We start from the raw sequence: 23,749 nt of genomic DNA, 5'->3' as shown, positions 1-23,749 counted from the left end.
ACCGGCTTACCGGCACCGTGCTCGATGCCACTGACGGCGGCCGAGGGGCACGATTTGGGAAGGGACAGACAGTTGTCGCAGGGCAGGCAGCGGGCTGACGCTGAGCTCCAGATGGGGGCTCAGGTCTCGAGCGCCACAATCGCGACGGTCGTGCGGGCCGCGGATCTGTTGATGTATTTCAAGGACGCACCGACCCGTGACCTGGGCGTCAGTGAGATCGCCGACGGGCTCGGCATGTCGAAGGCGGCCACACACCGCATGCTCGCATCGCTACGCGTGCGCGGTCTGATCGAGCTCGACGAGACGACGCGCCGATACTCCCTCGGCATCGGCATAATGCAACTCGGTCTCGCCTACATGGAGCACATCGACATTCGTCGGATGGCGCATCCGGAGCTCGTCCGGCTGTCGAACCGGACGAACGAGACGGCGACCCTGTCCGTGCGCGTGGACCAGCGCAGGCGCATCTACGTCGACGAGGTCGTGCCCCGGCGCGAGGTCATCATGTCGGTGAGCCTCGGCACGCCGTACCCGCTGCACGCGGGCGCGTCGTCGAAGGCGTTCCTCGCCTTCTTCACTGAGGACGGGATCGACCGTTACCTCGAAAACGCACTGGAACCGGTCACCGACGGCACGATCACCGACACGGCGGCTCTGCTCAAGGAGCTCAGGGTCGTCCGGGAGCGGGGCTGGGCGCGGTCGACAGGGGAGCGTCGCAGCGGTGCCGCATCGGTCGCCGCGCCGGTCTTCGACCACAAGGGCGCGGTTACGGCCGTCATCAGCGTGTGTGGGCCCAAGGAGCGGTTCGAGGCCGAGTTCGACGACTGCCGCGACGCGTTGCTTGAGTCGACCGCGCGGCTGTCCGCGCGCCTCGGCTGGGAGCCCGGCCGCACGGAGCGATGACCGGTCGTCGGTAACCGGTACCGGCCGGGGTGGTGCAGGCTGTACCAAAGGAGGGCAGCAGGGGGGATCGCCCCAGATTCGGGCTTCTTGCACCGTTGATGGTGTCACGTGTTGCCGACACCGAGGAGCCATCATGCCCGCCAAAAAAGGCGATCCCGCCCGCCGCCGTCGAATCACGCGGATGGCCGCCGTCGCGGTGGCCGCCGCCGTTGTCGGCGCCGCCCTGACCGGCCCGTCCGCCTTCGCCGACTCCGACTCCGGCCGGCACGGCGGCCCCAGGGACGCCGTTCAGCGGCACCTGGACGGTCTGGTCAGCGAGAGCGGCTTCCCCGGTGCGCTCGCCTCCGTGCGGGGGGCCGGCGGGCGCGAGCGCGACTACACGGCAGGGGTCAGCGACCTCCAGAAGCGTCGCCCGGTGCCCCGCGACGCCCAGGTCCGCATCGGCAGCAACACCAAGACGTTCACCGCTGTGGTCGTTCTCCAGTTGGTGGGCGAGGGCCGCATCGACCTGGACGCCACCGTCGAGCACCACCTGCCGGGCGTCGTGCGCGGCAACGGCCACGACGGCAGCAAGATCACCGTACGTCAGCTGCTGCAACAGACGAGCGGCCTGCCCGACTACGACGACGTGCTGTTCACCAAGCCGCAGGACCTGATCGACAAGAGTCGCTCGTACTACGGGCCGCGTCGGCTTGTGGACGCGGCGCTCACGAACACGCCGCACTTTCCGCCGGGGGAGAGGTGGGAGTACAGCAACACCAACTTCGTCCTCGCCGGGCTCATCGTCGAACAGGTCACCGAACGTCCGATCGGCGAGGAGATCACCAACCGCATCATCCGGCCGCTGAAGCTGCGGGACACCTACTGGCCGGGCGTCGGTGAGCAGCGTCTTCGCGGCACCCACCCGCGCGGCTACGTCGCGGTGGCCCCTGGCGCCCCGTGGGTGGACGTCACCGAGATGGACCCGTCCCTGGGCTGGGCGGCAGGTCAACTGGTCTCCACGCCGGACGAGCTGCGGACCTTCTTCGACGCGCTGGTGGGCGGCAAATTGCTCAAGCCAGCCCAGCAGGCGGCACTGATGACGACAGTGCCCGCGCCCGGGTTCGAGCCGACCGGACAGTACGCGTACGGGCTGGGTGTGGCCCGGTACGAGCTGCCCTGCGGCGGCTACGCCTGGGGGCACGGCGGCGACATCCAGGGCTTCCAGACCCGCAACCTCGCCACCCCGGACGGCCGGAGCGCGGTGGTGGCCGTGACCGGCCTGCCGACGAGCGAGCAGATGCTCGTCGCGGTGAACAAGACCGTCGAGACGGCGCTGTGCGGCGCCGGTAGCTGACGCCCTCCACTATCGACCCGGTTTCGGTGAGAGCGGGGTATCCGACTCGTGCGGATACCCCGCTGTCACCGTTGCGCTGGCCTCGTTTCAGTCGCGTCGGGCGGAGCCGAGGAACGCGTACGTCAGCAAGCCCGCGACCGCCAGGACGGCGGCGACCACCGCAGCGGGTCGGCTGGTGTGGGGTTGGCCCTGCCAGGTGGCGAGGGCGCCCCAGGTGCTCGACTGGGGGAACAGGGCGGCGACGACTGTCCACCCCAGGGGGAGGAACCAGGCGCGGGCCGCGCCGACGACGCTCGCGCACAGGGCGGTCAGGCCCAGCAGGCCAGCGGTGTCGCGGAGCACCAGCGCGGCGGGGCCGAAACGGGCGTCGGTGGGCACTGTGGCGAGGAGTACGACGAGCACGAGCGCCAGCGCGGCCAGCAGGTGCAGGGCTCGCCGCCAGGGCCAGCGCAGCGACGCGGTGCGCTCCAGGTCCTCGTCCGGGGCGGCAAGCGTTGTCGACAGGACCGACACCATCAGCACGATCGTCAGCACGACGATCAGGAGGATGGCGTCGCGTTCCTTGGCGAGGGTCAGCCACAGCGCCCAGATCAGGGCGGCTCCACCGACGGAAGCGGCCACTGCCAGGGGTACGCGTCGCGCGCGCAGGTGGAGGGTCACCGCGACAGCAGCCCGGTGCTGTCGCGGCAGGCCAGAATCGCGTCGCGTACCGCCGTCACGCGGGAGAGCGCCTCCGGTTCCGGCAGCTTCCGCAGCCCCTGCCACAGCGCGACAGCCTCGGCAGTGGTCTCCGGATCCTCCTCGAACACCTCGGGGATCTCCTCGACGGCGGAGACCGGCTGCCTGCCGAGCAGGTAGTAGGCGGCTGCCCGTTCGACCGCGCCGTTGCGCTCGCAGCGCGTGTCGGCGTACCCGATGCCCAGACCGAAGACCATCTCGGGCACCACGACGTCGGGATGGGCCAGGCCGCCGCGTTCGTCGATCCGGACGAAAACCGTGACGACGTCGAGGTCACGCGCCGGCGCACCTTCGATGAGGTAGGCCCGCCGCTCCTCGTGCGCCTGGGTGGGGGCGTTCGGCAGCTTCGCGAGGACTGCAAGCCCTTCGCGGGCGAGCGGGGTCAGGGTGTCGAGCACGTTGGCGTGGATCCGGGTGACGCAGACTTTCGGCGCGTCGTCGGTGCAGACGAGTTCGCGGGCGACCGGATCGACCGGCGCGACGAGGGTGGCCTCGTCGCGGGGGACGATCGCCGCTGCGGCGCCGAAGCCGAGCAGCACCGGCAGCGCGGCGGCCAGCCAGACCCGTGGGTTCCGGGCGACCAGCAGCAGTACGCCCGTCAGCGCGAGCCCGACCATCCAGATGGCGAGCGCGGCGGTGACCCCCGCGTCGATGGTCTGGAACGGATAGAACGAGCCGCTGCCGTAGGCGGGGGACAGCACCGCGGCCATCCAGTCCGGCTGCATGATCGCTGTGAAGAAGACAAGCAGCACACCGGCCACGGCGAGCACGGGGGCGGTCACCAGTGCGGGCAGCAGCCGCCCGATGCCCAGGCCGAGCCAGGTCGCCGCGACCAGAGAGAACGCGCCGACAAGCACGATGGCGACGACGTCCGGCGGAAAGTAGCCGGCGGTCGAGGCGAGCTGCACGCCACCCGCGACGACGACGAGCACGTAGGCGAGCCCGAGCGTGGCCCCCATCGCGACGAGCACCGGCAGCATCCGCCGCAACGGTGAGCGGGGTGTGGTGTCGAACAGCTCACCGACCTTGGCGCGGTGCTCGCGGCGGCCCTGCCACGCGCCGGCGGCCAGGGCGATCGGCCACAGCAGGATCATGTATTCCTTCGTGGTCAGTGCGAGGGACAACCACCCGTCCGACCAGCGCCCTCGGGCGAGGTAGAGAGTGGCCACACCGACCGTCAACGCGAGCAGGGCAGCGCCGACAGCTGCGGAGCGGCGCAACTCGATCCGGAGGATGCTCATCGGACGGCCTCCGCCCGGTGGCGGCGCAGCAGGGCCGAGTAGCCGCGTTCGGCAGGGCTGTCGCCCGCCTGACCGTCGTCGCCCTGCGTGATCAGCCCGGCTGGTGTGCCCTGCCACACCAGCCGGCCCTCGTTGACGAGCACCACCTCGGTGCAGGCGGCCACCACGTCCTCGACCAGGTGGGTGGAGACCAGCACGCAGGCGTCCGTGCCCAGGTCACGCAGCAGCTCGCGCAGGTCGAGGCGCTGCTCCGGGTCGAGGCCGACTGTCGGCTCGTCCATCAGCAGCACCTGCGGGTCGTTCACGATTGCCTGGGCGACGCCGGCCCGGCGCAGCATCCCGCCGGAGAGTGTCTTGAGCCGGGCGTCGGCCTTGGCGCTGAGCCCCACCCGGTCGATAGCGCGTTGCGTGGCCGCCGGGATGTCGGCCTTCGGCATCTCCTTCAACCAGGCCATGTACGCCACGAACTCGCGCACGGTGAACCGTGGGTAGTAGCCGAAGTGCTGCGGCAGGTAGCCCAGCGCGCGTCGGGCCGGGCGCAGGTCGGCGCGGCCGTCGACCGGGCAGCCGAGCACTGTCAGCCGTCCACCGGACGGCGTGAGCACCGTCGCGAGGGCGCGCATCAGCGTCGTCTTGCCCGCGCCGTTGGGCCCCAGCAGGCCGTGGACGCCGGTGCCAAGGCTCAGGTCGAGCCCGTCGACGGCCAGGTGACGCCCGGCGCGCACCTTCAACGCTTCGGCCTGAATGGCCCAGGGATGGGTGGTGGCCGTCGTTTCCGCAGTACTCACCGCTCGCATTGTGGTTCCTCTCAGAACGAGGTGATGCGCCGGAAACTGCCGGCGCGTAGCAGGGTCAGGGCGGCCAGGACGACCGTGAGGAGGGCCCACGCGCCGGTGGCGGCGGGTTCGAGGAGTACGGGTAGCTCCGCGCTCGCCAGGCTGGGTGCGACCACGGCGGCGGCCCAGGCCGCCATCAGGCCGATCGCCGCGCGCTGGACGCCGACGAGGGAGCCGAGTAGCAGCGTGGCAGCCGTGAAGGCCAGGCACGGCAACAGCAGCAACGCAGGGTTCGGCCGGCTCGCACCGACCGAGGCGACCGCGGCGAGCACCGGGATGACAAGGACCAGCACCACTGCGGTACGCCGCAGCAGCATCGTCAACCCGGCCGAGGGGGTACCGGCGATCAACTCCCAGGCCGGGTCGGCGCGTCTGCTCCAGGCGGCCGCGACACCGGGCAGCGGCGCCAGGGGCGCGAGCAGCAACACGATCGACGGCAACTGCGGCAGGATGCTGGTGAGCAGGGTGGCGGTGCCGAGCACGGCGGCGGTCATGGCCACCCACGGCAGCAGCGCCGCCACGAACCAGCGCTGCCGGACCGGCGTACGGAAGAAGGCTCTTGATCGTGGGGTGGGGCCGGCGGCGATCTCGCGGTCGACGGCCGCCGCGACCTCGGCGATCAGCGCGCGCGACGCGGCAGTGGTGCTGCCGGCGAGCCGGGCACGGCAGTCGCCGCAGCTCTCCAGGTGCACCTCGATCGACCAGACGGTCGCCTCGTCCAGCCCGGGGCTGCCCTCGGCGTAGCTGTCGATCTCGCTCAGGGTGGGATGCGTGGTCATGACAGGGCCTCCCGCAGGGCGATCCGGGCTCGGCGGACCCGGGACTTGACGGTGTTCTCGGGTACGCCCAGCAGCACCGACGTTTCGCGGACGGAGAAGCCGTCGAGGACTGTCGCCCGCAGCACCGCGCGGACCTCGGGCGGCAGGACGGCCAGGGCCTGTTCGAGTTCCTGCCCGACCCGGCCGGCCAGCACCTCGTCCTCCGCGGCGGGCGCCACTGTGACGCCCGGGTGCACCTGCGGCATCTGTGCCTGCCGGGCGCGGCGCCGGAATGCGTCGACCAGGCGGTGCGCGGCGATGGTCCACAACCAGCCGACGGCGCTGCCCTTGACGTGGTCGCCAGCGAAGCTGCCAGCAGCCCGCCAGACAGCCAGGTAGGTCTCCTGGAGCACGTCGGCGACCACGTCCGGGTCGGCGCACCGGCGACGCAGCCGCACCTCCAGCCACGGCGCCGTACGCCTGTAGAGCTCGTCGAAGGCCCGCCGGTCACCGCGGGCCACACGGCGCACGAGCTCCTGCTCGTCGGCCGCATCCAGGCTTCGTCTCACATGGGGTAAGACGACGGCTCCCGGATGATCGGGTCCCGCGATGGTGTGATCGCCGTCACTGCTGCTGCGCATGTCCTCAGTCGTTATGCCGGGGCGGCCCCGGTTCGCCGATCGTCAGCGCAGCACTCGGTGGCGGCCGGGGAACGGACCGGCGTCAGCTCCGTCCGGGCGTCACGCGGGCGGCGGAGAGTCGTCTCGCCGGGGCGTTTTACGCAGCCACAGTGACACACCGGCCAGGCAGCAGGCCGCGCCTCCGACGACGATCGCCGTCTCCTCCAGCTCGGAGAGGTCGTCCAGGAACGGAAATGTGTGCGAGAGCACCAGCGCCACGAACGCGATCAGCAGCAGAAGCACGGCGAGCACTCGGTGTCGGAGCATGAACGCATCGAATCACACCACGTCGAGCATCCACGCGCGTCTACCCGCTGCCGCCGACGGCGGACCTGGCGCAGCTGGGCTCGCGCCGCCGCCGGAGCCCGGACCTGATCAACCAATCAGCCCTTTCATGGATAAGTCGGTACCCGTGTCGCATACAGGACAAGACGGTAAAGCCCCTGGTGGGGCACTGTTGGGGCAGGGAAGCAGGCGGACAGATGTCGAGCCATATCTCCTTCCCACCGCCGCGGGCGCCCGCAGCGGTGTTCGCCGCCCATCCGGGACAAGGACGTCATCACCGCCGGCAGTTCGCCGCTTCGCGGTCACCACCGCGTCCGCGCCTACTGGCACCCGCCACAGTGGACTCCGCCCGGAGCCGGCGTCGCTCACCCGCGCGCCCGGTCCCGGCGACCGTCATCAGGAAGGACCCCACAATGGCCGCTCCCACGGCGACCGCAGCACTGAACGCATCCGTCTTCGCGCCGGGTGACCAGATGCTGCTGACCGTCACGTACTCCGACGCCGACACCAAACCGCTCACCGTCACCATCGTGGTCACCGACGCGCAGGGCAACAGCAGCGCACCGGTAAAGGTCAGCGCGGTCATCGACCCGCTCACCGTGACGGTCTCCGACAGCTCCGGGCGTACCTGGAACCGGGTCTCCGACAACGGCTCGGTGGCCGTCTACCGGGCGGTGGCGTGATGCCCCGGGTCACCGTCCAGGTCCGCGACGCCGCCGGCCACGCCGCGACGACCACCGCCGACTACGAGCTGAGCCAGCCGGTGCTCGGCGGCTACTACCTTTCCGGCGGCGCGGACCCGACAGCCGACATGGCCGGCGGCAACTTCCGGTCGCTGACCCAGTACCGCAGCTTCGCCGACGGCTACACCTTCCCCGGCTACAACCGGCCATGGCTGACCAGCCTCGGCAAGGCCCGAGTGCAGATGAACATGGTGCTGGAGTTGAAGCACTACGGCGCACCGAACGCCGGACCGCAGACCTTCACAGTGGACGGCAGCTCCTACACGGTGCCGGCGCCGTCGATGACCATCCAGCAGCGCCCCGGCACCACCTGGCCGAGGGCGTACGGGTACACGCAGGTCATCACCGGCCAGTGCGACGGACTGCTGCACCGCGCCCTGGCGCAGTATCGGACACTCGGCTTCGGAGTGAACATCCAACTCGCCTCCGAACTGGACACCGACCACGAGTTCGGCACCACCGAGAACGGCAAGGTGTACACCTGGGCGGAGTCGGACGCGCGGGCCGTGCAGGCGGTGAACTACATCATCAGCTGGTTCAAGGGACGGGCGCTGCCCGCCGGCACCACGTTCTCGATCGGGGTGGGCGGCTTCGACAGGGCCTGCTACCAGCGCACCCACCCGGAGTCGCTGATGGCCCGGCTGGACTTCCTCCAGTGGAACGCCTACGCCACGGCCCCCGGGCAGACCGCGCTGGCACGGTTCCGCCGTACCAGGGACTGGGCGGTGGCGGACCTCGGGCCGGTGGCGCTGTCCCGGCCCGTGATCATCGCGGAGTACGGGGTGCGGGTGGCGGAGATCCCCGACCAGGCGGCCTGGATCGCCACCGTCCCGGCGGCCATCGCCCAGCTCAACGCCGAACGGGGGCCACGGATCGTCCGGACCAACTACTTCAACTCCGGGTGGGGAACCCTGTCGCCGAAGGCCGCCGGGTTGGCCGCGTTGCGCGAGGCGTACGCCAAACGGCCGTACGTCTGAGCGACAGTCGAGCCTGCCCTTCGGCGCCGGCTCGGCCGTTGTCGAGCCGTTCGGCCTCGGCATCCGTGCGCGCCGCGCCGAACGGCTACCTATGCTCGGATCATGGAATTGCGGATCTTCACCGAACCCCAGCAGGGCGCCAGCTACGACGAGTTGCTCGCGGTGGCCCGCTGCGCCGAGGACGCCGGCTACGGTGCGTTCTTCCGGTCCGACCACTACCTCAAGATGGGCGCGGTCAGCGGCGACCCCGGCCCCACCGATGCGTGGACCACCCTCGCGGGCCTGGCCCGGGACACCAGCCGGATCCGGCTCGGCACCCTGATGACCGCCGCCACCTTCCGACTGCCCGGCCCGCTGGCGATCACCGTGGCGCAGGTCGACCAGATGAGCGGCGGCCGGGTCGAGTTGGGCATCGGCACCGGCTGGTACGGCGACGAGCACACCGCGTACGGCATCCCGTTCCCGCCCCTTGGCGAGCGGTTCGACAGGTTGGAGGAGCAGCTCGCGGTCATCACCGGCCTCTGGTCCACGCCGCCGGGGGAGAGGTTCGATTACGCCGGGCGGTACTACCCGGTCAGTGACTCGCCGGCCCTGCCCAAGCCGGTGCAGCAGCCCCGTCCGCCGATCCTGCTGGGCGGCATGGGCCCGAAGCGCACACCTCGGCTGGCAGCCCGTTACGCCGACGAGTTCAACCTGCCGTTCGCCTCCGTGGAGGACACGGCGGCGCAGTTCGAGCGGGTGCGCGCGGCGTGCGCCGAGATCGACCGCGACCCGGCCGGGATGGTGTGGTCCAACGCCCTGGTGCTCTGCTGCGGGCGCAACGACGCCGAGGTGGCACGGCGGGCCGCCGCCATCGGCCGCGAACCCGACGAACTGCGGGCCAACGGCCTGGCAGGGACGCCCGACGAGGTCCTGGACACCATCGGCCGGTACGTCGAGATCGGCAGCCAGCGCCTCTACCTCCAGGTGCTGGACCTGGCCGACCTGGACCACCTGGAACTGGTCGCCACCGAGGTGATGGCGAACCTCTAGGCGTTCCTGGCCGGGTCGCGCAGCACGGTGTCCAGCTGACCGTCGCGGTCGCTGTCCACATAGGTGATGTCCGGTACGCCGTCACCGTCCACGTCGATCTCGACGATGTCGGCGATGCCGTCACCGTCGAGATCGGTGACCACCTCGACCGAGCCGTCCACGTGCCGGGTCACGATCGACACTGACCTGGTGCCGGGCTCGCGCGGCGGAGGGCCGGGCGACGGTACGGGCGTCGGGGCGGGCGCGGGAGCGGGTGTCGGACGGGGACCGGGCGTGGGTGACGGGTGGCTCGCCCACCGGGCGCCCGGCGGGGCGCTGGCCGGCTCGACCGCGCTGCCGGTCGGGTCCAGCTCCTCCTCGGACGGGAAGACGTCGCCCCGCGGGGCAGGGTCGCGATAGCTGCTCATGGGCGTAGGGTTCCCCGACGATGGCGAGAACAACCGTGCCCGATCGTCCGGTGTCCGTGGCGTCCGATCTGTCGGAGGATGCGGGAAGCTACGCCACGGTCATGAACGGGGGTCCGAGCGTGGAGCTGCGCCGGAGTCGGGGGTCCCGGCTACTCGCCGTTGTCTGCGTACTCGGTGGGGTGGTGTTGTTGGCCCTGCCCAGCGACGGCGCCCCGCTACGGATGGTCATCGCGGTCGGCGCTGTCGCGCTCGGCCTCGTGGCGCTGGTCAGCGCCCTGCGGCCGTTCCGGTTCGGGATCGACGCGGACGGCCTGACCATCAGGCGTCCGGGCCTGCGCCGCTCGATCGCCTGGGCCGAGGTCGACGCGCTGGTCCTCGACGAGCCACCCCGACGCGACGGGCGCCCCGAGCCGCCGCGCCTGCTGCTGGTGCCTCCGCCTGGTGTGCCGGTCGAGCCGGTGACCGCCCGCCACCCGATCGACGGGCGGCCCGCGATCGAGCTGCTCGTCCTCGACCAGGTCCGGGAGCAACCCGAGCAGGTGGCGGCCGCGCTCACCAGCTACGCCGGTGACCGTTTCGTGGACCTGCCCGCGCTGCGTCGCGCCGCCTTCGCCGACCCCGACCTGCCCGCCAGCCTGCGCGGCTACCAGATGAACCGGGTCGACCAGTTGATCCGGCTCGGTCAGGACGCGCTGGTGTCCGGTGACCCGCAGATCCGGCAGGCCGCCCGCAACGAGATCGAACACGCCCGCGCCGCCGGCTTGCCGATCGCCCAGCGGGGGTACGGCGGACTTGCGGCCGAAACGGCGCTGGACGCCCTCACCGCCGCGCTGGCCGACCACCCGACCACCGACCGGAGGACCACGCCGTGACCGCCCTCGAACCGGGCGGCCCGCCGGCCGCCGCCGACGTGCCGCGCCGCAACTGGGCCGGCAACGTGCGCTATGCCGCGCGGGAGTTCCACCGACCCGACACCATCGACGACCTGCGCCGCCTCGTCGCCGGCAGCACCCGCCTCCGGGCGGTCGGCAGCGGCCACTCCTTCAACCGCCTCGGTGACACCGACGGGGACCTGGTCAGCCTCGCCGGGCTGCCCCCGACGATCGAGGTCGACCGGGAGCGCGGGCAGGTCACCGTCGCCGGCGCGATGCGCTACGGCGACGTCGGGCAACACCTGCACACCCAGGGGCACGCGCTGGCGAACCTCGCCTCACTGCCGCACATCTCGGTGGCCGGCGCGGTGGCCACCGCCACCCACGGCTCCGGCCAGACCCACGGCAACCTCGCCACAGCCGTCGCCGCCCTGGAGATCGTCACCGCCGACGGCGACCTGCTGCACGTCGACCGTGACGACGACACGTTCGCCGGCATTGTGGTCGGGCTCGGCGCGCTCGGTGTTGTCACCCGGCTCACCCTGGACGTGGTGCCGACCTTCGACCTGCGCCAGTACGTCCGCCTCGACCTGGCACCCGAGGCGCTGGACGAGGCGCTCGGCTCGGCGTACAGCGTGAGCGTCTTCACCGATTGGCGTACGCCACGGCTGCGGGAGGTGTGGCGCAAACAGTCGACGGACCAGTCGCCGCCCGAGGCGGACTGGCTCGGCACCACCGCAGCCGACGAGCCACGGCACCCGGTGCTCGGGATGCCCGCGGAGAACTGCACCCCCCAGCTCGGCGTGCCGGGGCCGTGGCACGAGCGGCTGCCGCACTTCAAGCTCGGCTTCACCCCGAGCAGCGGCGACGAACTCCAGTCCGAATACCACGTGCCCCGCACGTCGGTGGCCGAGGTGCTCGCCGCGTTGGCCGAGGTGGCGCACCTGATCGCGCCGGTGCTCCAGGTGTGTGAGCTGCGTACGGTGGCGGCGGACGAGCTGTGGCTCAGCCCGAACTACCGGCGCGACAGCCTCGCTGTGCACTTCACCTGGGTGGACGACGCCGACGCGGTGCTGCCGGTGCTGGCCGAGGTCGAGGAACGCCTGGCCCCGTTCGCGCCCCGCCCGCACTGGGGCAAGGTCTTCGTCACCGATCCGAGGGCCCTGGCCGCCCGCTACCCGAGGTACGCCGACTTCGAGGCCCTACTGGCCGACCTGGACCCGAAGGGCAAGTTCCGCACCGACCTCCTGGATCACTACATCCCCCGCTGAGCCCTTCCCGCCACTCCTTCGCCTCGGTGATCATGAGGTCGGGGCGCGGAGGGTGCTTCGCTGGACTGCTCGGCTGATGTCGCTGGGGGAGACGATGCCGGTGAGGCGACCCTCGTCGTCCACCACCAGGGCCCGGCCGTCGGCGCACTCGGTGAGCCGGGGCAGCAGGTCGTTGAGCTGCTCACCCGGCTTGGCGAGAACCAGCTCGTCGGCCCGGCAGGCCACCTCGGCCAGCGTCGTCGACGCCCGCCGGTCCGCCGGTACGCCCCGCACCCGGTCCAGCGTCACAAGCCCGCTCGGGCGACCATCCTCGGTCAGCGGCAGTGCCGAATGCCGGTACGCGAACAGGTAGTGATCGACGAACTCGCCGACCGTCAGGTCCGCCGAGGCGGTCTGCGGCTGCGGGGTCATCACGTCGGCCACCCGGATCCCGCGCAACGCGCTGCCGGTGCGGGCCTGCCGCTCCTCCATGCCTGCGGCGCCGACCAGGAACCAGCCGATCAGCGCCAGCCACAACCCGCCGAAGCCGATGCCGGACAGGAACTGCCACAGGCCGACGCCGATCAGCAGCACGCCGAGCACCCAGCCCGCCCGGGCGGCGACCACCGACGCCCGGGTCCGGTCACCGGTGGCCTTCCACACTGCGGCGCGCAGCAACCGACCGCCGTCCAGCGGCGCGGCCGGCAGCACGTTGAACACCGCAAGCAACACGTTGATGCCGGCCAGCCACGCCACCGCGCCGAGCAGCAGCCCACCCTGCCCGGCCAGCGCGAGCAGCACGGCGATGGCACCGAAGAACGCGCCGAGCAGCAGACTGACAAGCGGGCCGACGCCTGCGATCCGTAGCTCCGCGCCCGGGTCGCGCGGCTCGCCCCGCAACTCGGCGACCCCGCCGAACAGCCACAGCGTGATGCCGTCGACGTCCAGCCCGTTGCGCTTGGCCACCACGGCGTGCGACACCTCGTGGGCGAGCAGACCGACGAAGAAGACCACCGCCGCGGCCAGCCCTGCGACGGCGTACGCCAAGGTGCTGCGGTCCGGGTACGAGCGGGGGAACTGGTTGGCGGCCAACCCCCAGGCGATCAGCGCGAAGATGACCAGAACGCTCCAGTTGACGCCGACCGGCACCCCCGCGATCCGACCGAGTCGGAAACTCGCCTTCATCTGCGGCTCATACCCGTAGGCCGCGCCGTCATACCCGCAGCCCGCCGTTGGCGGCTCAACGGCGCGGTGTCTCGCTGGCGATGGTTGCCTCGCGAGGCAGGGCCGCCGCGCGCAACGCCCAGTCCAGCGCGTAGTCGGCGATCCGCTCCCAGCCGTCCTGCCCGACGGTGAAGTGGGACCGGTCGGGGAACTCCTCGTACGCGGTGAGCGCCCGGGACTTCTGGTAGAGCGCCGCGTTGGACTGCACGACTGTCGCCGGCACCACGTGGTCCTGCCCGCCGGCCATCAGCAGCAGCGGCGGGCGGTTGTTGCGACCGTTGTCGACCTTCGCGGGCGAGGTCGGGTCGAGGTTGGCGAACGCGCTTTCGAAGAGCACCCGTCCGGCTCCCGGGACGGCGTAGCGCTGCCAGGCCCGGTCGGAGTCGGCGCGGCTCATCGTGTTGCCGAAGGCGTAGGCGAAATCGTCAGGGGTGAACGGGACGGCCCGGTTGCGGTTCGCGGGGTTGCGCAGGATCGAGAACGCCGAGCGCAACTGACTCAGTGGCACCTTCAGCACGCCCTTGGGCGCCGACGAGTGCACGCCCACAGCGGCCGCGCCGAGGCCCCTGTCGACGAGGATCTGGGTGAACAGCCCGCCGAACGAGTGGCCCATGATGATCGGTGGTCGTGGCAGCGCCCGGATGATCCGGTCGTAGTGCGCGACGATCGTGGCGATGCTCTGCTCGGCGATCGGGCTGGGGTCGTCGCGCAGCTGCTCGACATCCCGGTCCATGCCGGGCCAGGCCGGTGCGAGGACGTTCATGCCGCGTGCCGTGTACCGCCTGGCCCACCCCTCCCAGCTGCGCGGGGTCATCCACAGCCCGTGGATGAGTACGACCGTGTCGACCCGGCCCTGCGGCGTGGCGCCCATCCTGTCCCCCCGGTGTAGCGGTGTCCGGCCCGGCGGTTACCCGCTGCCGGGCGCGGGATTCCTCAGCCCGCCGAATCGTGTGGCCCCTGACAAATGTCATGGTGGGAACGTGACGGCCGCTCCGGGCGTCAGGGTCCGCGCCGCCGGAGCATCAACCGCATGACCAGTACGCATCCGGCCGTCGAGCTGAGCGGCCTCACAAAGACCTTCGGCGCGGTCACCGCAGTCGACGGGTTGAGCCTGCGGGTGCAACCCGGCGAGGTGGTGGCGTTCCTCGGTCCCAACGGCGCGGGCAAGACCACCGCCATCGACATGCTGCTTGGCCTGGCCTGCCCGGACGCGGGCACGGTCCGCGTTTTCGGCGGCACCCCGGTCGACGCGGTGGCCCGGGGCCGGGTCGCCGCCGTGCTCCAGACCGGCGGGCTGCTCAAGGACCTCACAGTGGGTGAGACGGTCCGGATGACCTCCTACTTCTACCGGCACACCCGCCCGGCAGCGGAGGTGCTGGAACGGGCCGGCATCGCCGATCTCGCCGACCGGCTGGTCGGGCGGTGCTCGGGCGGGCAGCAGCAGCGGCTGCGCTTCGCGCTGGCACTACTGCCCGACCCGGACCTGATGGTGCTCGACGAGCCGACCACCGGCATGGACGTCGAGGGCCGCCGGACCTTCTGGCAGGCGTTGCGCCGGGACGCCCGCGATGGTCGCACGATCATCTTCGCCACCCACTACCTGGACGAGGCGGACGCGTACGCCGATCGGATCGTGCTGGTCCGGCAAGGGCGCACCGTCGCCGACGGCACCACCGCGGAGATCAAGAACCTGGCCGCCGGCCGTACGGTGCGCGCCACCCTGCCCGACGCGGACCAGGCCGCGCTCGCGGCGCTGCCCGGTGTGGACGCCGTGGAGGTACGCGGTGACAGCGTCCTGGTACGCACGGGTGACTCGGACTCGATAGCCCGTCACCTGCTCACCCGGACCGCCGCCCGGGATGTGGAGATCACCTCCCGCAATCTCGAGGACGCGTTCCTCGCCCTGACCACCGAGCGCACCGGAGCCTGAGATGACGACCCAGCCGGCCACCTCCGCCGCCACACGGACCAACCGCACCGGCCGGTCCAAGCAACCCGACCGTCGACTGCCGGCCCAGGGCGGTTTCGCCCCGGGCGTCCTCGGCATCGAGTTGCGCAGGGTGCTGCGCAACCGCCGAACCCTCGCCTTCACGCTGATCATGCCGGGCGTGTTCTTCCTCATCTTCGGCCTGCCCCAGCGCGGGCAGACGCTTGACAACGGCCGTCCCGTGATGGCGTACGTCATGATCAGCCTGGCGGTGTACGCGGCAATGGTGGCGACCACAAGCGCGGGCGGCGCGGTCGCCACGGAGCGGGCACTGGGCTGGAGTCGACAGTTGCGGCTCACTCCGCTGCGCCCCACCGCGTACGTGGCGATGAAGCTCATCACCGCGATGACCCTCGGCCTGCTCGCGGTCGTCGTCGAGTTCCTTGTGGGCGCCGCAGCCGGTGTGCGCGTCCCGGCGCACGTCTGGCTGCTGGCCGGCCTCGCCGCCTGGGTCGGTTCGCTGGTGTTCGCCGCGTTCGGCCTGTTCATCGGCTACCTGGTGCCGGCCGAGAACGTCATGCAGTTCATCGGCCCGATCCTGGCGCTGCTGGCCATGTTCGGCGGGCTGTTCGTCCCGGTCGAGGTGCTGCCGCACGTGCTGGGGCAGGTCGCCAAATTCACCCCGGTGTACGGCATGGGAGAGCTGTCCCGCGCACCGCTGACCGGCGCCGCTGTGAGCCTGGCCGGGGTGGCGAACATGGTTTTCTGGACGCTCGTCTTCGGCGTCGGCGCGGCGCGGCTGTTCCGCCGGGACACGGCGCGGGTCTGACGGTCGGCGACCGCTAGCGTGAAACCGATGGACCTCTCGACGGGGCAGCCCCGACCGGCGAGCCGCCACTGGCGGTTCACCGGCTGGCTGCTGGCCGCGGTGTGGCTGTTCTTCCTCAACGTGCCGCTGTCCACCGCGCTGCACCAGCCGGAGCCCTGGCGGCGTGTCGTCGGCGTGGTGGCGCTGCTCGGCTTCGGCGTCGGGTACGTGCTGCTGTTCCAGTGGGCTCGCCGGCTGCGCCAGGCGTTGTTGCCGATCCCGGTGGGTCGGGCACGGGCCGGCCTGGTGCTCCTGTTCGCTGTGGGCGTGGCAAGCATCCCGGGCACCGGTGGGAACTGGTTGGCCACCCTGGTCTACGTCGCGGCGACGGCGGTGTTCCTGCTGCCTCGGTGGGAGGCGCTGGCCACCGTTGTGCTCTGCGCGCTGGCCCCGGTGGTGGCGTCCCGGCTGGTGTCGGGTTGGGAGTCGGTCGACACGATCTTCTTCGCGGTGCTGCTCGCGTCGTTCGCCATGTTCGGGGTTTCCCAGTTGGCTCAGCGCAACAGCGAGTTGCAGGCCGCCCAGCAGGAGATTCGCCGGCTCGCGGTCGCCGAGGAGCGGGCACGCGCTGCCCGCGACCTGCACGACATCCTGGGGCACTCGCTGACAGTCGTGGCGATCAAAGCCGAGCTGGCGGGCCGACTCATCGAGGTGGACCGCGAGCGGGCCGCGACCGAGATCGCCGAGGTGGAGGAGTTGGCCCGCGCGGCGCTTGCCGACGTACGGCAGACAGTCGGGGCGTACCGGGAGGTCACGCTCGCCGGGGAGCTGGCCGGCGCCCGGTCCGCGCTGACCGCGGCGGGCATCGCGGCCGACCTGCCGACCGAGGTGCCCGAGCTGCCGGGGGAGTGGGATCAGTTGGTCGGCTGGACGGTACGCGAAGGGGTGACCAATGTGGTCCGGCACAGTGGGGCGCGGTGCTGCACGATCCGCGTGTACGCGGACCGGGCCGAGGTGAGCGACGACGGTCGAGGGCCGTCGACGCCGGACGCCGACGCGGACGGAAACGGGCTGGTAGGCCTGCGTGAGCGGGCCGGACGGCTGGGAGCGGCGGTCACGGTGGGCCGCCGACGGGACGGCACGGGGTTCCTGCTGCGCGTACACGTGCCCGGGGAGGCCAGGTGACTCCGATCCGGCTGCTGCTCGCCGACGACCAGGCGTTGGTACGGGGCGCACTGGCCGCGCTGCTGTCGCTGGAGCCGGACCTGACAGTGGTGGCGGAGGTCGGCCGGGGCGACGAGGTGGTGGCCGAGGCCCGCCGCAGCGCGCCCGACGTGGCCCTGCTGGACGTGGAGATGCCCGGCCTGGACGGGATCGCCGCCACTGCCGCGTTGCGGGCGGCGCTGCCGACCTGCCGGGTGCTCGTGGTGACGACCTTCGGCCGACCGGGTTACCTACGTCGCGCCATGGAGGCAGGCGCGAACGGCTTCGTCGTCAAGGACACTCCGGCGCGGCAGCTCGCCGACGCGGTCCGCCGGGTGCACGCCGGTCTGCGGGTGGTCGACCCGACGCTGGCGGCCGAAACCCTTGCCACCGGGGCCAGCCCGCTGACCGAGCGGGAAACCGAGGTGCTGCGCGCCGCCCGGGGGGGCGGGGCGGTCGCCGAGCTGGCGCGCACGCTGCACCTGTCCGAGGGGACGGTGCGCAACCACCTCTCGGCGGCGATCGGCAAGACCGGCGCCCGCAACCGGGCCGCCGCCGTCCGCATCGCCGAGCAGAACGGCTGGCTGCTGGGCGAGTGAGGCGGGTGTAGCCGCTGCCTGGCGGTGTCGGTGCGCCGCTCAGGCGGTCGGCGGTGGCGTGGGCAGTTGGTCGACCACTACCAGGCTGCTGCCGGGGCGGACCTCGGCGAGCAGCTCGCGTTGCCCGCTGCGGGTGACCCGGATGCAGCCGTTCGTGGTGTTCCTGCCCAGGTCGTCGTCGTTGTGCCAGGTGTGCACGCCGATGTGGGCGCCGCGCAGGCTGGCGGGCACCGCCTCGGGGTCGTCGGGCACCGAGCCGAGGGCGTAAATGTCCACCCCGCCGTAGACCGCCTCCGGTGGCGGTGTGCGGCCCAGGATGAACGTCCGGCCGAGGGGGGTTTCCTGGCCGGACTGGCCGAGGCTCGTCTTCCAGGAACGCATCGCCTTGCCGGCCCGGTACCAGGTGAGCCGGTGCACCTTGCGTTCCACAACGATCTGGTCGCGCAACGGCACCGTGTCGAACCCGCCGGGCGGCAGCCAGGCGAGACGCCTGTTGGCCGACGGCAGCAGGACAGCCGTCCAGCCCGCCCGCCGCTCGGCGATCGGCACTGTCAGCTCCACGCCGGCGAGTGTCGGTTCGAGGAAGGCGAGTGGACGTCCGCCGGGCGCGTCGTACGCGGCGATCCTCCGGATCGGATGCACGCCCTCGGTCAGTGGCGTGGTGTCCATGGTGGCCGGGTCGGCCGGGAACCCCTTCGGCGCGGGGTCGTAGTCGACCACTGGCAGCCCATCCGGGGCGGGAGCCGCGGCCGGTACCGACTCCTCGGGGCTCTGCTCGATGCTCGGCGGCGTCGGAGCGGTCGCGACAGCGACCGGCCGGTCGCGGTTCGTCGATCGTGGAGTGAGGGCCTGGCCGACCAGCAACGCGACGATCAACAGCGCGGCCACAGCGACGGCCGCGCCCACCCATACACCCCGACGACGGTACGGAGACATTCGGTCAAACTGCACCAAACGACTGTATCGGACCGCCCGACGTTAGGAAGGGCCCCTTCTTATACAAAAAGCGATAAGAAGGGGCCCTTCCTTGCAGTGGGTCAGACGCGGGCGCCGATGTGGATCGCTATCGCGTCGTGGGCTGGCACGTTCGCGGCGAACCAGCCACTACCGTCCACGGTGATCACCGGTCCGCTGCACGTGCCGCCGGAGTACGTGCCGTGGATGACGTCGCAGTAGCGACCGGCGGGCAGCCCTGTGTAGTACGAGCGGCCGTTCACCGCCGAATCCTCGTCGTTGACGGTGATGTAGCCCTTGCCGCTGCGGCTGAACGCGATGTGGTTGTTGCCGTTGTCGTACCAGTTGGCCACGCCCGCGCCCTCGGTGGCGTTGCGGAAGCCGACCATGTTGGCGATCACCGGCCAGCGGTGCTCGCACTCCCAACCGGAGTAGCAGGCGGTGTTCAGGGTCTTGTTCGCGCCGTCCGAGGGCGGGCCGGCGTCCCGGTTGCTGAAGGTGTAGCTGGACATGACGGTCGGCGAGCCGTACGGCCAGGCCAGCATGAAGGCGTTCGCCAGCGCGTAGATGCCGCGATCCCGGTAGGTGAGCACGCCGCCCACGTCGCGCTGGGTGTCGTGGTTGTCGACGAACACCGAGGCCGGCCCGCTGGGCAGGTGCCCCCAGCCCTCGCCGAAGTTGCGCAGGTACGCCAGTCGCTCCGAGCGGAACACCCGGGCCAGGTCCTTGCCGTAGCGGAACTCGTGCACGTCACCGTTGCCGGTGTACTCGGTCGGCTGCACCGGCTCGCCGGCGCCGTAGATGACCTCCTGCACGATGTACGCCGAGCGGGAGAGCTTGCCCTTGATCGCGGCGATGTCGGCGGCCGGCATGTGCTTGCTGGCGTCCAGCCGGAAACCGTCCACGCCGAGCGAGAGCAGGTCGTTGAGGTACGACGCGATCTTCGTACGGACGTAGTCCGACTCGGTCTTCAGGTCCGACAGGTTGACCAGCTCGCAGTTCTGCACCTCGTACCGGTCGTTGTAGTTGACGATGTCGTCGCCGCCGTTGCGCCCACAGTGGTGGAAGTCCTGCGTCTGGTAGATGCCCGGGTAGTCGTAGTGCGAGTAGGACGAGCCGGCCCAGCCCGTGCCGCCGTTCGCCTGGCCGGACATGTGGTTGATGACAGCGTCGACGAGCACCTTGACGCCTGCCGCATGGCAGGTGTTGACCATCGACTGGAACTGGGCGCGGGTGCCCTTGCGGGATTCGATGCGGTAGCTGACCGGCTGGTACGCCAGCCACCACTGGTTGCCCCGGACGTGCTCCTGCGGGGGCGAGACCTGGACGTAGCCGTAGCCCTTGGGGCCGAGAGTGCTCTGGCACTCGCTGGCCACCGACGGCCAGTTCCACTCGAAGAGCTGGACGATGACCTTCTTGTTGCCGGCGGGCGCCGCGGCGGCCGGGGGTGCCGTCACGGTGAGGGGGGCGAGCAGGCTGGCGATCAGGCCGAGGGCGAGGATCGCCGAGGCGCGTCGACGTCGGTGCATCGGGACTCCTGACGGGAGCGGGGGGGTGAGGTGGTGGTGCGGGGGAGCAGCACCAGTTGCTCGAATCTTGCAACCCGTGCTGAAAATTGCCGAAAGATTACAAGCTCGTTGCAAGGACTGTCAACGCATGGACATCTGTCGCTGCCTTCCCCGTTCTGCGGGGGTTGACTGTCACGCGCCACGACGCCGACCGGTTCGATCCCGCCCCAGAAATTTCCGCCCGGGGTGATCCGCGCGCGCCGTCCGTCCGTACTGGATGGGGGAGCAGGGGTCGGCCGGTGGTACGCCGCCGCGAGACGATCGAGGAGCAGATGGCCCGGGCAAAGCAGAACGAGAAGGCCACCACGGTCCGGACCAGCGCCAGCAGTCGGGGGGTCCGAACCCGTTCGCGGTCGGCGACCATGCTGCTGATCGCCTCGGTGGTCGCGGCGCTCTGGGCGGCGACGATGCTGACCGGAGCGGGGCAGACGGCATACGCGTACGGCTTCTTCTTCACCGAGTTCTTCGCCGGGGTGGTCGCCCTGGTGTCACTGAGCCTCACAGTGATGCTCGGCCTGCTCGCCACCGACCGGCTGGTGCTGAGCATCCCGCACCGGGTGCTTATGCAGTCGGCGCACCGGGCCACCGGCGTCCTGGGCGTGGCCGGGCTGGGCTTCCACGTGCTCACGAAGATCGCCACCGGTCGGGCGGCGGTGACCGACTCGTTGATCCCGTTCGTTGGCGGCCGAGGGCTCTACGTCGGCCTCGGCACGGTGGCCGCCCTGCTGATGGTCAGCGTGATCTGGACCGGCATCATCCGAGCCCGCTTCGCAGGTGTCGGTCCCAAGTGGCTGTGGCGGGCCATGCACTCCACCGCGTACCTCTCCTGGCCCTTCGCCATCCTGCACGGCCTCAACGCCGGCCGGGCCGCGAGCTCCTGGGTGGTGCTCAGCTACCTCGCCTGCATCCTGCTTGTCGTGCTGGCGCTGCTGGTGCGGCTCTCGGTGACGATCGGCCGGCGCAGCCGCGAGCAGCACCAGGCCGCCCTGCGTAACGCCGCGATGGCCGGCCGGGCCAACGCGGAGAGCCGCGGCCGCGCCCTACTGGCCGGGCTGAGCCGACGCCGCGACACCAGCGAGGACAAGCGTCCCGCCTGGGCGGAGGCCACCACCGCCACCTGGACCGCGCCACCGGCCGGCCCACGGCGGCGCGACCCCGAGCGGTTCACCGTCCCGGTGGTGCCCGAACCCGGCTCCCTCGCCGAGCCGACCCGGCCCACCCGGCGTCGGCGGGACGTGGAGCCCGCCGCCCGGCAGGACGTGGACCGGCCGACGCGCGGACGGCGCGACGAGGCGGAGCCCACCCGCCGGTCCTCCCGCCGCAGCGCGCAGGAGCCGCCCACCCGCCAGCGCGACGAGGAGGAACTGGAGCCCGTGGCCCGCCGGCGAGGCGAGCGCACCCGGGACGATGCGACCACCACCGGCCGGCGACGTGGCACCACGCCCGTCGAGGAGCCGGCCGCCGAACGGTCCCGCCGACGCTCCCGGACCGAGGACGACGGCACCCGTTACTCAGCACCGCCACGGCGGACGCTCGAAGAGCCCGAGGAGCCGTGGGACAGCCCGCGCCGCTGGCAGGCCGCCGAGCCGATCTCAGCCGGCCCGGTCTCCGCCGAGCCGATCTCCAGCAGCCCGATCTCCGCCGGTCCGATCTCCGCGGCGCCGCGCAGCGGCAGCGGCCGTCACAGCGTCGAGGACGACCTGCCGGAGGAGCCGGACTACTGGCGCCCGCCGGCCCGGTACGTCCCCGAGGACGTACCGCCGCCCGTCGACGACACCCCGACCCTTGTCGACCTGGCGTCCCGGCGAGCCCGCCGTGCCGCCGGCGAGAGCCGCTCCGCCAAGCGCCGCAAGGCCAGCGCGGATGCCGTGGACGGGGCGTACTGGGCCGGGCTGCGGGGTGAGGCCAAGTGATGCGGACGACCGTGCCCCCGGTCGCCTGCGTGGGTGAACCCCGACTGACCGCCGGCTTCGCCGAGTTCGGCCGACTCGACCTGGCAGCGCACGAGGAGGTGCACGGCCCGATCGGCCCGATGGAACCGGCGCAACTGCTCCGCCTCGCCGAAGGCATGCAGCTCAAGGGCAAGGGTGGAGCCGGCTTCCCGTTCGCCCGCAAGCTGCGCGCGGTGCTGGAGTCCTGCGAGCGGCAGGACCTCGCCGCCGTGGTGGTGGTCAACGCCACCGAGGGCGAGCCGGCCAGCTGGAAGGACAAGGTGCTGCTCACCCGCGCGCCGCACCTGATTCTCGACGGGGCCGCGCTGGCCGCGTACGCGCTCGACGCCGAGGAGATCGTCATCGGTGTCGCCGACGACGGGGTGGGCCGGGAGTCGCTGATGGACGCGCTTGCGGAGCGGCGGATGCCGGTGCCGGCCACAATCGTCACGGTCCCGCACCGGTTCATCTCCGGCGAGGGCGGCGCGCTCGTCAACGGGATCAACGGGCTGCCGCACATCCCTCCGGGCACCAAGAAACGCTCCAGCGACTCCGGCGTCGGTGGACTGCCCACACTGCTGTCCAACGCCGAGACGTACGCCCAGTTGGCCGTCGCCGCCCGACTCGGCCCGTACGAGTACGCGGCACTCGGCACCGACGACGAGCCGGGCACCCTGCTGCTCACAGTGACCGGCGCGGCGGCCCGACCGGCGGTCGTGGAGATCGCCGCCGGCACTCCGCTGCGCGAGATCCTCGACCTGTGCGAGGTGCCGGACGTCCAGGGCATCCTGATGGGCGGCTACCACGGCAAGTGGATCACCCCGGAGGCGGCGGAGAAGGCAGAGGTCTCCCGCAAGGGCCTCGCCGCGGTCGGCGGCACCCTCGGCGCGGGCATCATCGTCCCGGTCGGCGTCGACACCTGCCCGCTCGGTGAGGCCGCGCAGGTGGTGCGCTACCTGGCCGGAGAGTCCGCAGGCCAGTGCGGACCGTGCAAGATGGGCCTGCCGGACCTGGCCCGCGCCGTCGACCTGGCCGTCGCCGGCAGCCAACCGGCAGACGTGGTACGCGCCGCAGCCGGCGAGGTGAAGGGCCGGGGCGCGTGCAGCCACCCCGACGGCACCGCACGGTTCGCCCTCTCCGCGATCGAGGTCTTCGCCGACGACCTGAGGATGCACAGCACCGGCGACGGCTGCGGCCGGCGGGTCAAGGGCGTCATGGGGTTGCCGGGCGCGCCCGACGCGAACCCGCAGAAGCTGACCCTGGACTGGTCGCGCTGCGACGGCCACGGGCTCTGCGCGCACGTGGTGCCGGACTTCATCCGCCTCGACGGCAACGGCTACCCCGCGTTTCCGGCCACGCCGGTGCCGACCTGGCTGCGGGAGGGCGCGTTGAAGGCGGTGAAGGTCTGCCCGGAGCTCGCGCTGCGCCTCGCCAAGGCCGAGTAAGGAAGGGCACCTTCTTAACGCCTCGTGTATAG

General features: G+C 71.6%; 24 protein-coding genes. 13 read left to right on the top strand and 11 right to left on the bottom strand.

Annotated elements, in window-relative coordinates; genetic code table 11:
- The first annotated feature begins 111 nt into the window (after window positions 1–111).
- Both ADK66_RS08155 and ADK66_RS08150 read left to right on the top strand, forming a co-directional pair.
- On the top strand, window positions 112–903 hold the full coding sequence (locus tag ADK66_RS08155; RefSeq protein ID WP_053653298.1) for an IclR family transcriptional regulator: 792 nt from the start codon (window positions 112–114) through the stop codon (window positions 901–903).
- Between the two features lie 133 nt (window positions 904–1,036).
- A complete protein-coding gene (locus tag ADK66_RS08150; RefSeq protein ID WP_053653297.1) occupies window positions 1,037–2,239 on the top strand; it encodes a serine hydrolase in 1,203 nt (400 codons plus the stop codon).
- A gap of 87 nt (window positions 2,240–2,326) precedes the next feature.
- Here the strand turns inward: ADK66_RS08150 and ADK66_RS08145 are convergent, their stop codons facing one another.
- The 6 genes from ADK66_RS08145 to ADK66_RS08120 all read right to left on the bottom strand — a co-directional run bounded on the left by ADK66_RS08145 (window position 2,327) and on the right by ADK66_RS08120 (window position 6,759).
- Complete coding sequence (locus ADK66_RS08145; RefSeq protein WP_053653296.1) at window positions 2,327–2,899, bottom strand: hypothetical protein; 573 nt, start codon at window positions 2,897–2,899, stop codon at window positions 2,327–2,329.
- On the bottom strand, window positions 2,896–4,218 hold the full coding sequence (locus ADK66_RS08140; RefSeq protein WP_053653295.1) for an ABC transporter permease: 1,323 nt from the start codon (window positions 4,216–4,218) through the stop codon (window positions 2,896–2,898). The genes ADK66_RS08145 and ADK66_RS08140 overlap by 4 nt, the downstream gene beginning before the upstream one ends.
- Complete coding sequence (locus ADK66_RS08135; RefSeq protein ID WP_053653294.1) at window positions 4,215–5,015, bottom strand: ATP-binding cassette domain-containing protein; 801 nt, start codon at window positions 5,013–5,015, stop codon at window positions 4,215–4,217. Before ADK66_RS08135 ends, ADK66_RS08140 begins: the two co-directional genes overlap by 4 nt.
- A gap of 11 nt (window positions 5,016–5,026) precedes the next feature.
- Complete coding sequence (locus tag ADK66_RS08130; RefSeq protein ID WP_053653293.1) at window positions 5,027–5,833, bottom strand: anti-sigma factor; 807 nt, start codon at window positions 5,831–5,833, stop codon at window positions 5,027–5,029.
- On the bottom strand, window positions 5,830–6,381 hold the full coding sequence (locus ADK66_RS08125; protein ID WP_053653292.1) for an RNA polymerase sigma factor: 552 nt from the start codon (window positions 6,379–6,381) through the stop codon (window positions 5,830–5,832). The genes ADK66_RS08130 and ADK66_RS08125 overlap by 4 nt, the downstream gene beginning before the upstream one ends.
- A 171-nt stretch (window positions 6,382–6,552) precedes the next feature.
- Window positions 6,553–6,759 (bottom strand): hypothetical protein, encoded by a 207-nt coding sequence (locus tag ADK66_RS08120; RefSeq protein ID WP_053653291.1) that lies wholly within the window; start codon window positions 6,757–6,759, stop codon window positions 6,553–6,555.
- 431 nt (window positions 6,760–7,190) lie between these two features.
- Here ADK66_RS08120 and ADK66_RS08115 point away from each other — a divergent pair, with 431 nt between their 5' ends.
- The 3 genes from ADK66_RS08115 to ADK66_RS08105 all read left to right on the top strand — a co-directional run bounded on the left by ADK66_RS08115 (window position 7,191) and on the right by ADK66_RS08105 (window position 9,529).
- Window positions 7,191–7,460, top strand: a complete 270-nt coding sequence (locus ADK66_RS08115) for a hypothetical protein (RefSeq protein ID WP_053653290.1) — start codon at window positions 7,191–7,193, stop codon at window positions 7,458–7,460.
- On the top strand, window positions 7,460–8,497 hold the full coding sequence (locus ADK66_RS08110; protein WP_053653370.1) for a hypothetical protein: 1,038 nt from the start codon (window positions 7,460–7,462) through the stop codon (window positions 8,495–8,497). The genes ADK66_RS08115 and ADK66_RS08110 overlap by 1 nt, the downstream gene beginning before the upstream one ends.
- A 102-nt stretch (window positions 8,498–8,599) precedes the next feature.
- Entirely contained in the window at window positions 8,600–9,529 is a 930-nt protein-coding gene (locus ADK66_RS08105) for an LLM class F420-dependent oxidoreductase (protein WP_053653289.1), read from the top strand.
- Here the strand turns inward: ADK66_RS08105 and ADK66_RS08100 are convergent.
- The gene (locus tag ADK66_RS08100; protein WP_053653288.1) at window positions 9,526–9,936 is read right to left on the bottom strand and encodes a hypothetical protein; all 411 of its coding nucleotides are present in this window, start codon (window positions 9,934–9,936) and stop codon (window positions 9,526–9,528) included. The two genes, ADK66_RS08105 and ADK66_RS08100, sit on opposite strands and share 4 nt — an antisense overlap.
- A gap of 101 nt (window positions 9,937–10,037) precedes the next feature.
- Between ADK66_RS08100 and ADK66_RS08095 the strand changes: the two genes are divergently transcribed.
- Together ADK66_RS08095 and ADK66_RS08090 are read left to right on the top strand one after the other, a co-directional pair.
- Window positions 10,038–10,808 carry a hypothetical protein gene (locus ADK66_RS08095; protein ID WP_157552327.1) on the top strand — a complete coding sequence of 257 codons (771 nt, stop codon included), beginning with the start codon at window positions 10,038–10,040 and terminating at the stop codon, window positions 10,806–10,808.
- Window positions 10,805–12,079 carry a D-arabinono-1,4-lactone oxidase gene (locus ADK66_RS08090; RefSeq protein ID WP_082377315.1) on the top strand — a complete coding sequence of 425 codons (1,275 nt, stop codon included), beginning with the start codon at window positions 10,805–10,807 and terminating at the stop codon, window positions 12,077–12,079. Before ADK66_RS08095 ends, ADK66_RS08090 begins: the two co-directional genes overlap by 4 nt.
- 30 nt (window positions 12,080–12,109) lie before the next feature.
- Here the strand turns inward: ADK66_RS08090 and ADK66_RS08085 are convergent, their stop codons facing one another.
- Both ADK66_RS08085 and ADK66_RS08080 read right to left on the bottom strand, forming a co-directional pair.
- Window positions 12,110–13,243 carry a site-2 protease family protein gene (locus ADK66_RS08085; RefSeq protein WP_053653286.1) on the bottom strand — a complete coding sequence of 378 codons (1,134 nt, stop codon included), beginning with the start codon at window positions 13,241–13,243 and terminating at the stop codon, window positions 12,110–12,112.
- Between the two features lie 55 nt (window positions 13,244–13,298).
- Window positions 13,299–14,153 carry an alpha/beta hydrolase gene (locus tag ADK66_RS08080; RefSeq protein ID WP_053653285.1) on the bottom strand — a complete coding sequence of 285 codons (855 nt, stop codon included), beginning with the start codon at window positions 14,151–14,153 and terminating at the stop codon, window positions 13,299–13,301.
- A 159-nt stretch (window positions 14,154–14,312) separates the two neighbouring features.
- Between ADK66_RS08080 and ADK66_RS08075 the strand changes: the two genes are divergently transcribed.
- The 4 genes from ADK66_RS08075 to ADK66_RS08060 are packed head-to-tail and all read left to right on the top strand — an operon-like array spanning window position 14,313 to window position 17,819.
- Window positions 14,313–15,212, top strand: coding sequence for an ABC transporter ATP-binding protein (locus tag ADK66_RS08075; RefSeq protein ID WP_053653284.1), 900 nt, complete (start codon window positions 14,313–14,315; stop codon window positions 15,210–15,212).
- 1 nt (window position 15,213) lies between these two features.
- Window positions 15,214–16,038 (top strand): ABC transporter permease, encoded by an 825-nt coding sequence (locus tag ADK66_RS08070; RefSeq protein ID WP_053653283.1) that lies wholly within the window; start codon window positions 15,214–15,216, stop codon window positions 16,036–16,038.
- 27 nt (window positions 16,039–16,065) lie between these two features.
- Window positions 16,066–17,202: a sensor histidine kinase gene (locus tag ADK66_RS08065; protein ID WP_053653282.1), complete on the top strand. Its 1,137-nt coding sequence runs from the start codon at window positions 16,066–16,068 to the stop codon at window positions 17,200–17,202.
- Complete coding sequence (locus tag ADK66_RS08060; RefSeq protein ID WP_053653281.1) at window positions 17,199–17,819, top strand: response regulator transcription factor; 621 nt, start codon at window positions 17,199–17,201, stop codon at window positions 17,817–17,819. Before ADK66_RS08065 ends, ADK66_RS08060 begins: the two co-directional genes overlap by 4 nt.
- A 39-nt stretch (window positions 17,820–17,858) precedes the next feature.
- Here the strand turns inward: ADK66_RS08060 and ADK66_RS08055 are convergent, their stop codons facing one another.
- Together ADK66_RS08055 and ADK66_RS08050 are read right to left on the bottom strand one after the other, a co-directional pair.
- A complete protein-coding gene (locus tag ADK66_RS08055) occupies window positions 17,859–18,770 on the bottom strand; it encodes a L,D-transpeptidase (protein WP_053653368.1) in 912 nt (303 codons plus the stop codon).
- A gap of 86 nt (window positions 18,771–18,856) precedes the next feature.
- Window positions 18,857–20,302, bottom strand: coding sequence for an alpha-amylase family protein (locus ADK66_RS08050; RefSeq protein ID WP_053653280.1), 1,446 nt, complete (start codon window positions 20,300–20,302; stop codon window positions 18,857–18,859).
- 311 nt (window positions 20,303–20,613) lie between these two features.
- On the opposite strand from ADK66_RS08050, the gene ADK66_RS08045 reads away from it, so the two are divergent.
- Together ADK66_RS08045 and ADK66_RS08040 are read left to right on the top strand one after the other, a co-directional pair.
- Window positions 20,614–22,254, top strand: a complete 1,641-nt coding sequence (locus ADK66_RS08045) for a hypothetical protein (protein WP_053653367.1) — start codon at window positions 20,614–20,616, stop codon at window positions 22,252–22,254.
- Window positions 22,251–23,717, top strand: a complete 1,467-nt coding sequence (locus ADK66_RS08040; protein ID WP_053653279.1) for an NADH-quinone oxidoreductase subunit NuoF family protein — start codon at window positions 22,251–22,253, stop codon at window positions 23,715–23,717. The genes ADK66_RS08045 and ADK66_RS08040 overlap by 4 nt, the downstream gene beginning before the upstream one ends.
- Window positions 23,718–23,749: the final 32 nt, after the last annotated feature.

It is taken from the genome of Micromonospora sp. NRRL B-16802 (genome assembly GCF_001279555.1).
Taxonomy (GTDB): Bacteria; Actinomycetota; Actinomycetes; order Mycobacteriales; family Micromonosporaceae; genus Micromonospora; species Micromonospora profundi.
The sequence above is the reverse complement of the archived record's forward strand: the minus strand, read 5'-3'. Positions and strand labels throughout refer to the sequence as shown.

Coding starts and splice junctions, on each gene's coding strand:
- ADK66_RS08075 (WP_053653284.1), top strand. CDS start 14,313: ATGACCAGTACGCATCCGGCCGTCGAGCTGAGCGGCCTCACAAAGACC.
- ADK66_RS08100 (WP_053653288.1), bottom strand. CDS start 9,936: ATGAGCAGCTATCGCGACCCTGCCCCGCGGGGCGACGTCTTCCCGTCC.
- ADK66_RS08135 (WP_053653294.1), bottom strand. CDS start 5,015: ATGCGAGCGGTGAGTACTGCGGAAACGACGGCCACCACCCATCCCTGG.
- ADK66_RS08140 (WP_053653295.1), bottom strand. CDS start 4,218: ATGAGCATCCTCCGGATCGAGTTGCGCCGCTCCGCAGCTGTCGGCGCT.
- ADK66_RS08130 (WP_053653293.1), bottom strand. CDS start 5,833: ATGACCACGCATCCCACCCTGAGCGAGATCGACAGCTACGCCGAGGGC.
- ADK66_RS08085 (WP_053653286.1), bottom strand. CDS start 13,243: ATGAAGGCGAGTTTCCGACTCGGTCGGATCGCGGGGGTGCCGGTCGGC.
- ADK66_RS08080 (WP_053653285.1), bottom strand. CDS start 14,153: ATGGGCGCCACGCCGCAGGGCCGGGTCGACACGGTCGTACTCATCCAC.
- ADK66_RS08065 (WP_053653282.1), top strand. CDS start 16,066: ATGGACCTCTCGACGGGGCAGCCCCGACCGGCGAGCCGCCACTGGCGG.
- ADK66_RS08070 (WP_053653283.1), top strand. CDS start 15,214: ATGACGACCCAGCCGGCCACCTCCGCCGCCACACGGACCAACCGCACC.
- ADK66_RS08115 (WP_053653290.1), top strand. CDS start 7,191: ATGGCCGCTCCCACGGCGACCGCAGCACTGAACGCATCCGTCTTCGCG.
- ADK66_RS08050 (WP_053653280.1), bottom strand. CDS start 20,302: ATGCACCGACGTCGACGCGCCTCGGCGATCCTCGCCCTCGGCCTGATC.
- ADK66_RS08105 (WP_053653289.1), top strand. CDS start 8,600: ATGGAATTGCGGATCTTCACCGAACCCCAGCAGGGCGCCAGCTACGAC.
- ADK66_RS08110 (WP_053653370.1), top strand. CDS start 7,460: ATGCCCCGGGTCACCGTCCAGGTCCGCGACGCCGCCGGCCACGCCGCG.
- ADK66_RS08150 (WP_053653297.1), top strand. CDS start 1,037: ATGCCCGCCAAAAAAGGCGATCCCGCCCGCCGCCGTCGAATCACGCGG.
- ADK66_RS08095 (WP_157552327.1), top strand. CDS start 10,038: ATGAACGGGGGTCCGAGCGTGGAGCTGCGCCGGAGTCGGGGGTCCCGG.
- ADK66_RS08120 (WP_053653291.1), bottom strand. CDS start 6,759: ATGCTCCGACACCGAGTGCTCGCCGTGCTTCTGCTGCTGATCGCGTTC.
- ADK66_RS08155 (WP_053653298.1), top strand. CDS start 112: ATGGGGGCTCAGGTCTCGAGCGCCACAATCGCGACGGTCGTGCGGGCC.
- ADK66_RS08045 (WP_053653367.1), top strand. CDS start 20,614: ATGGCCCGGGCAAAGCAGAACGAGAAGGCCACCACGGTCCGGACCAGC.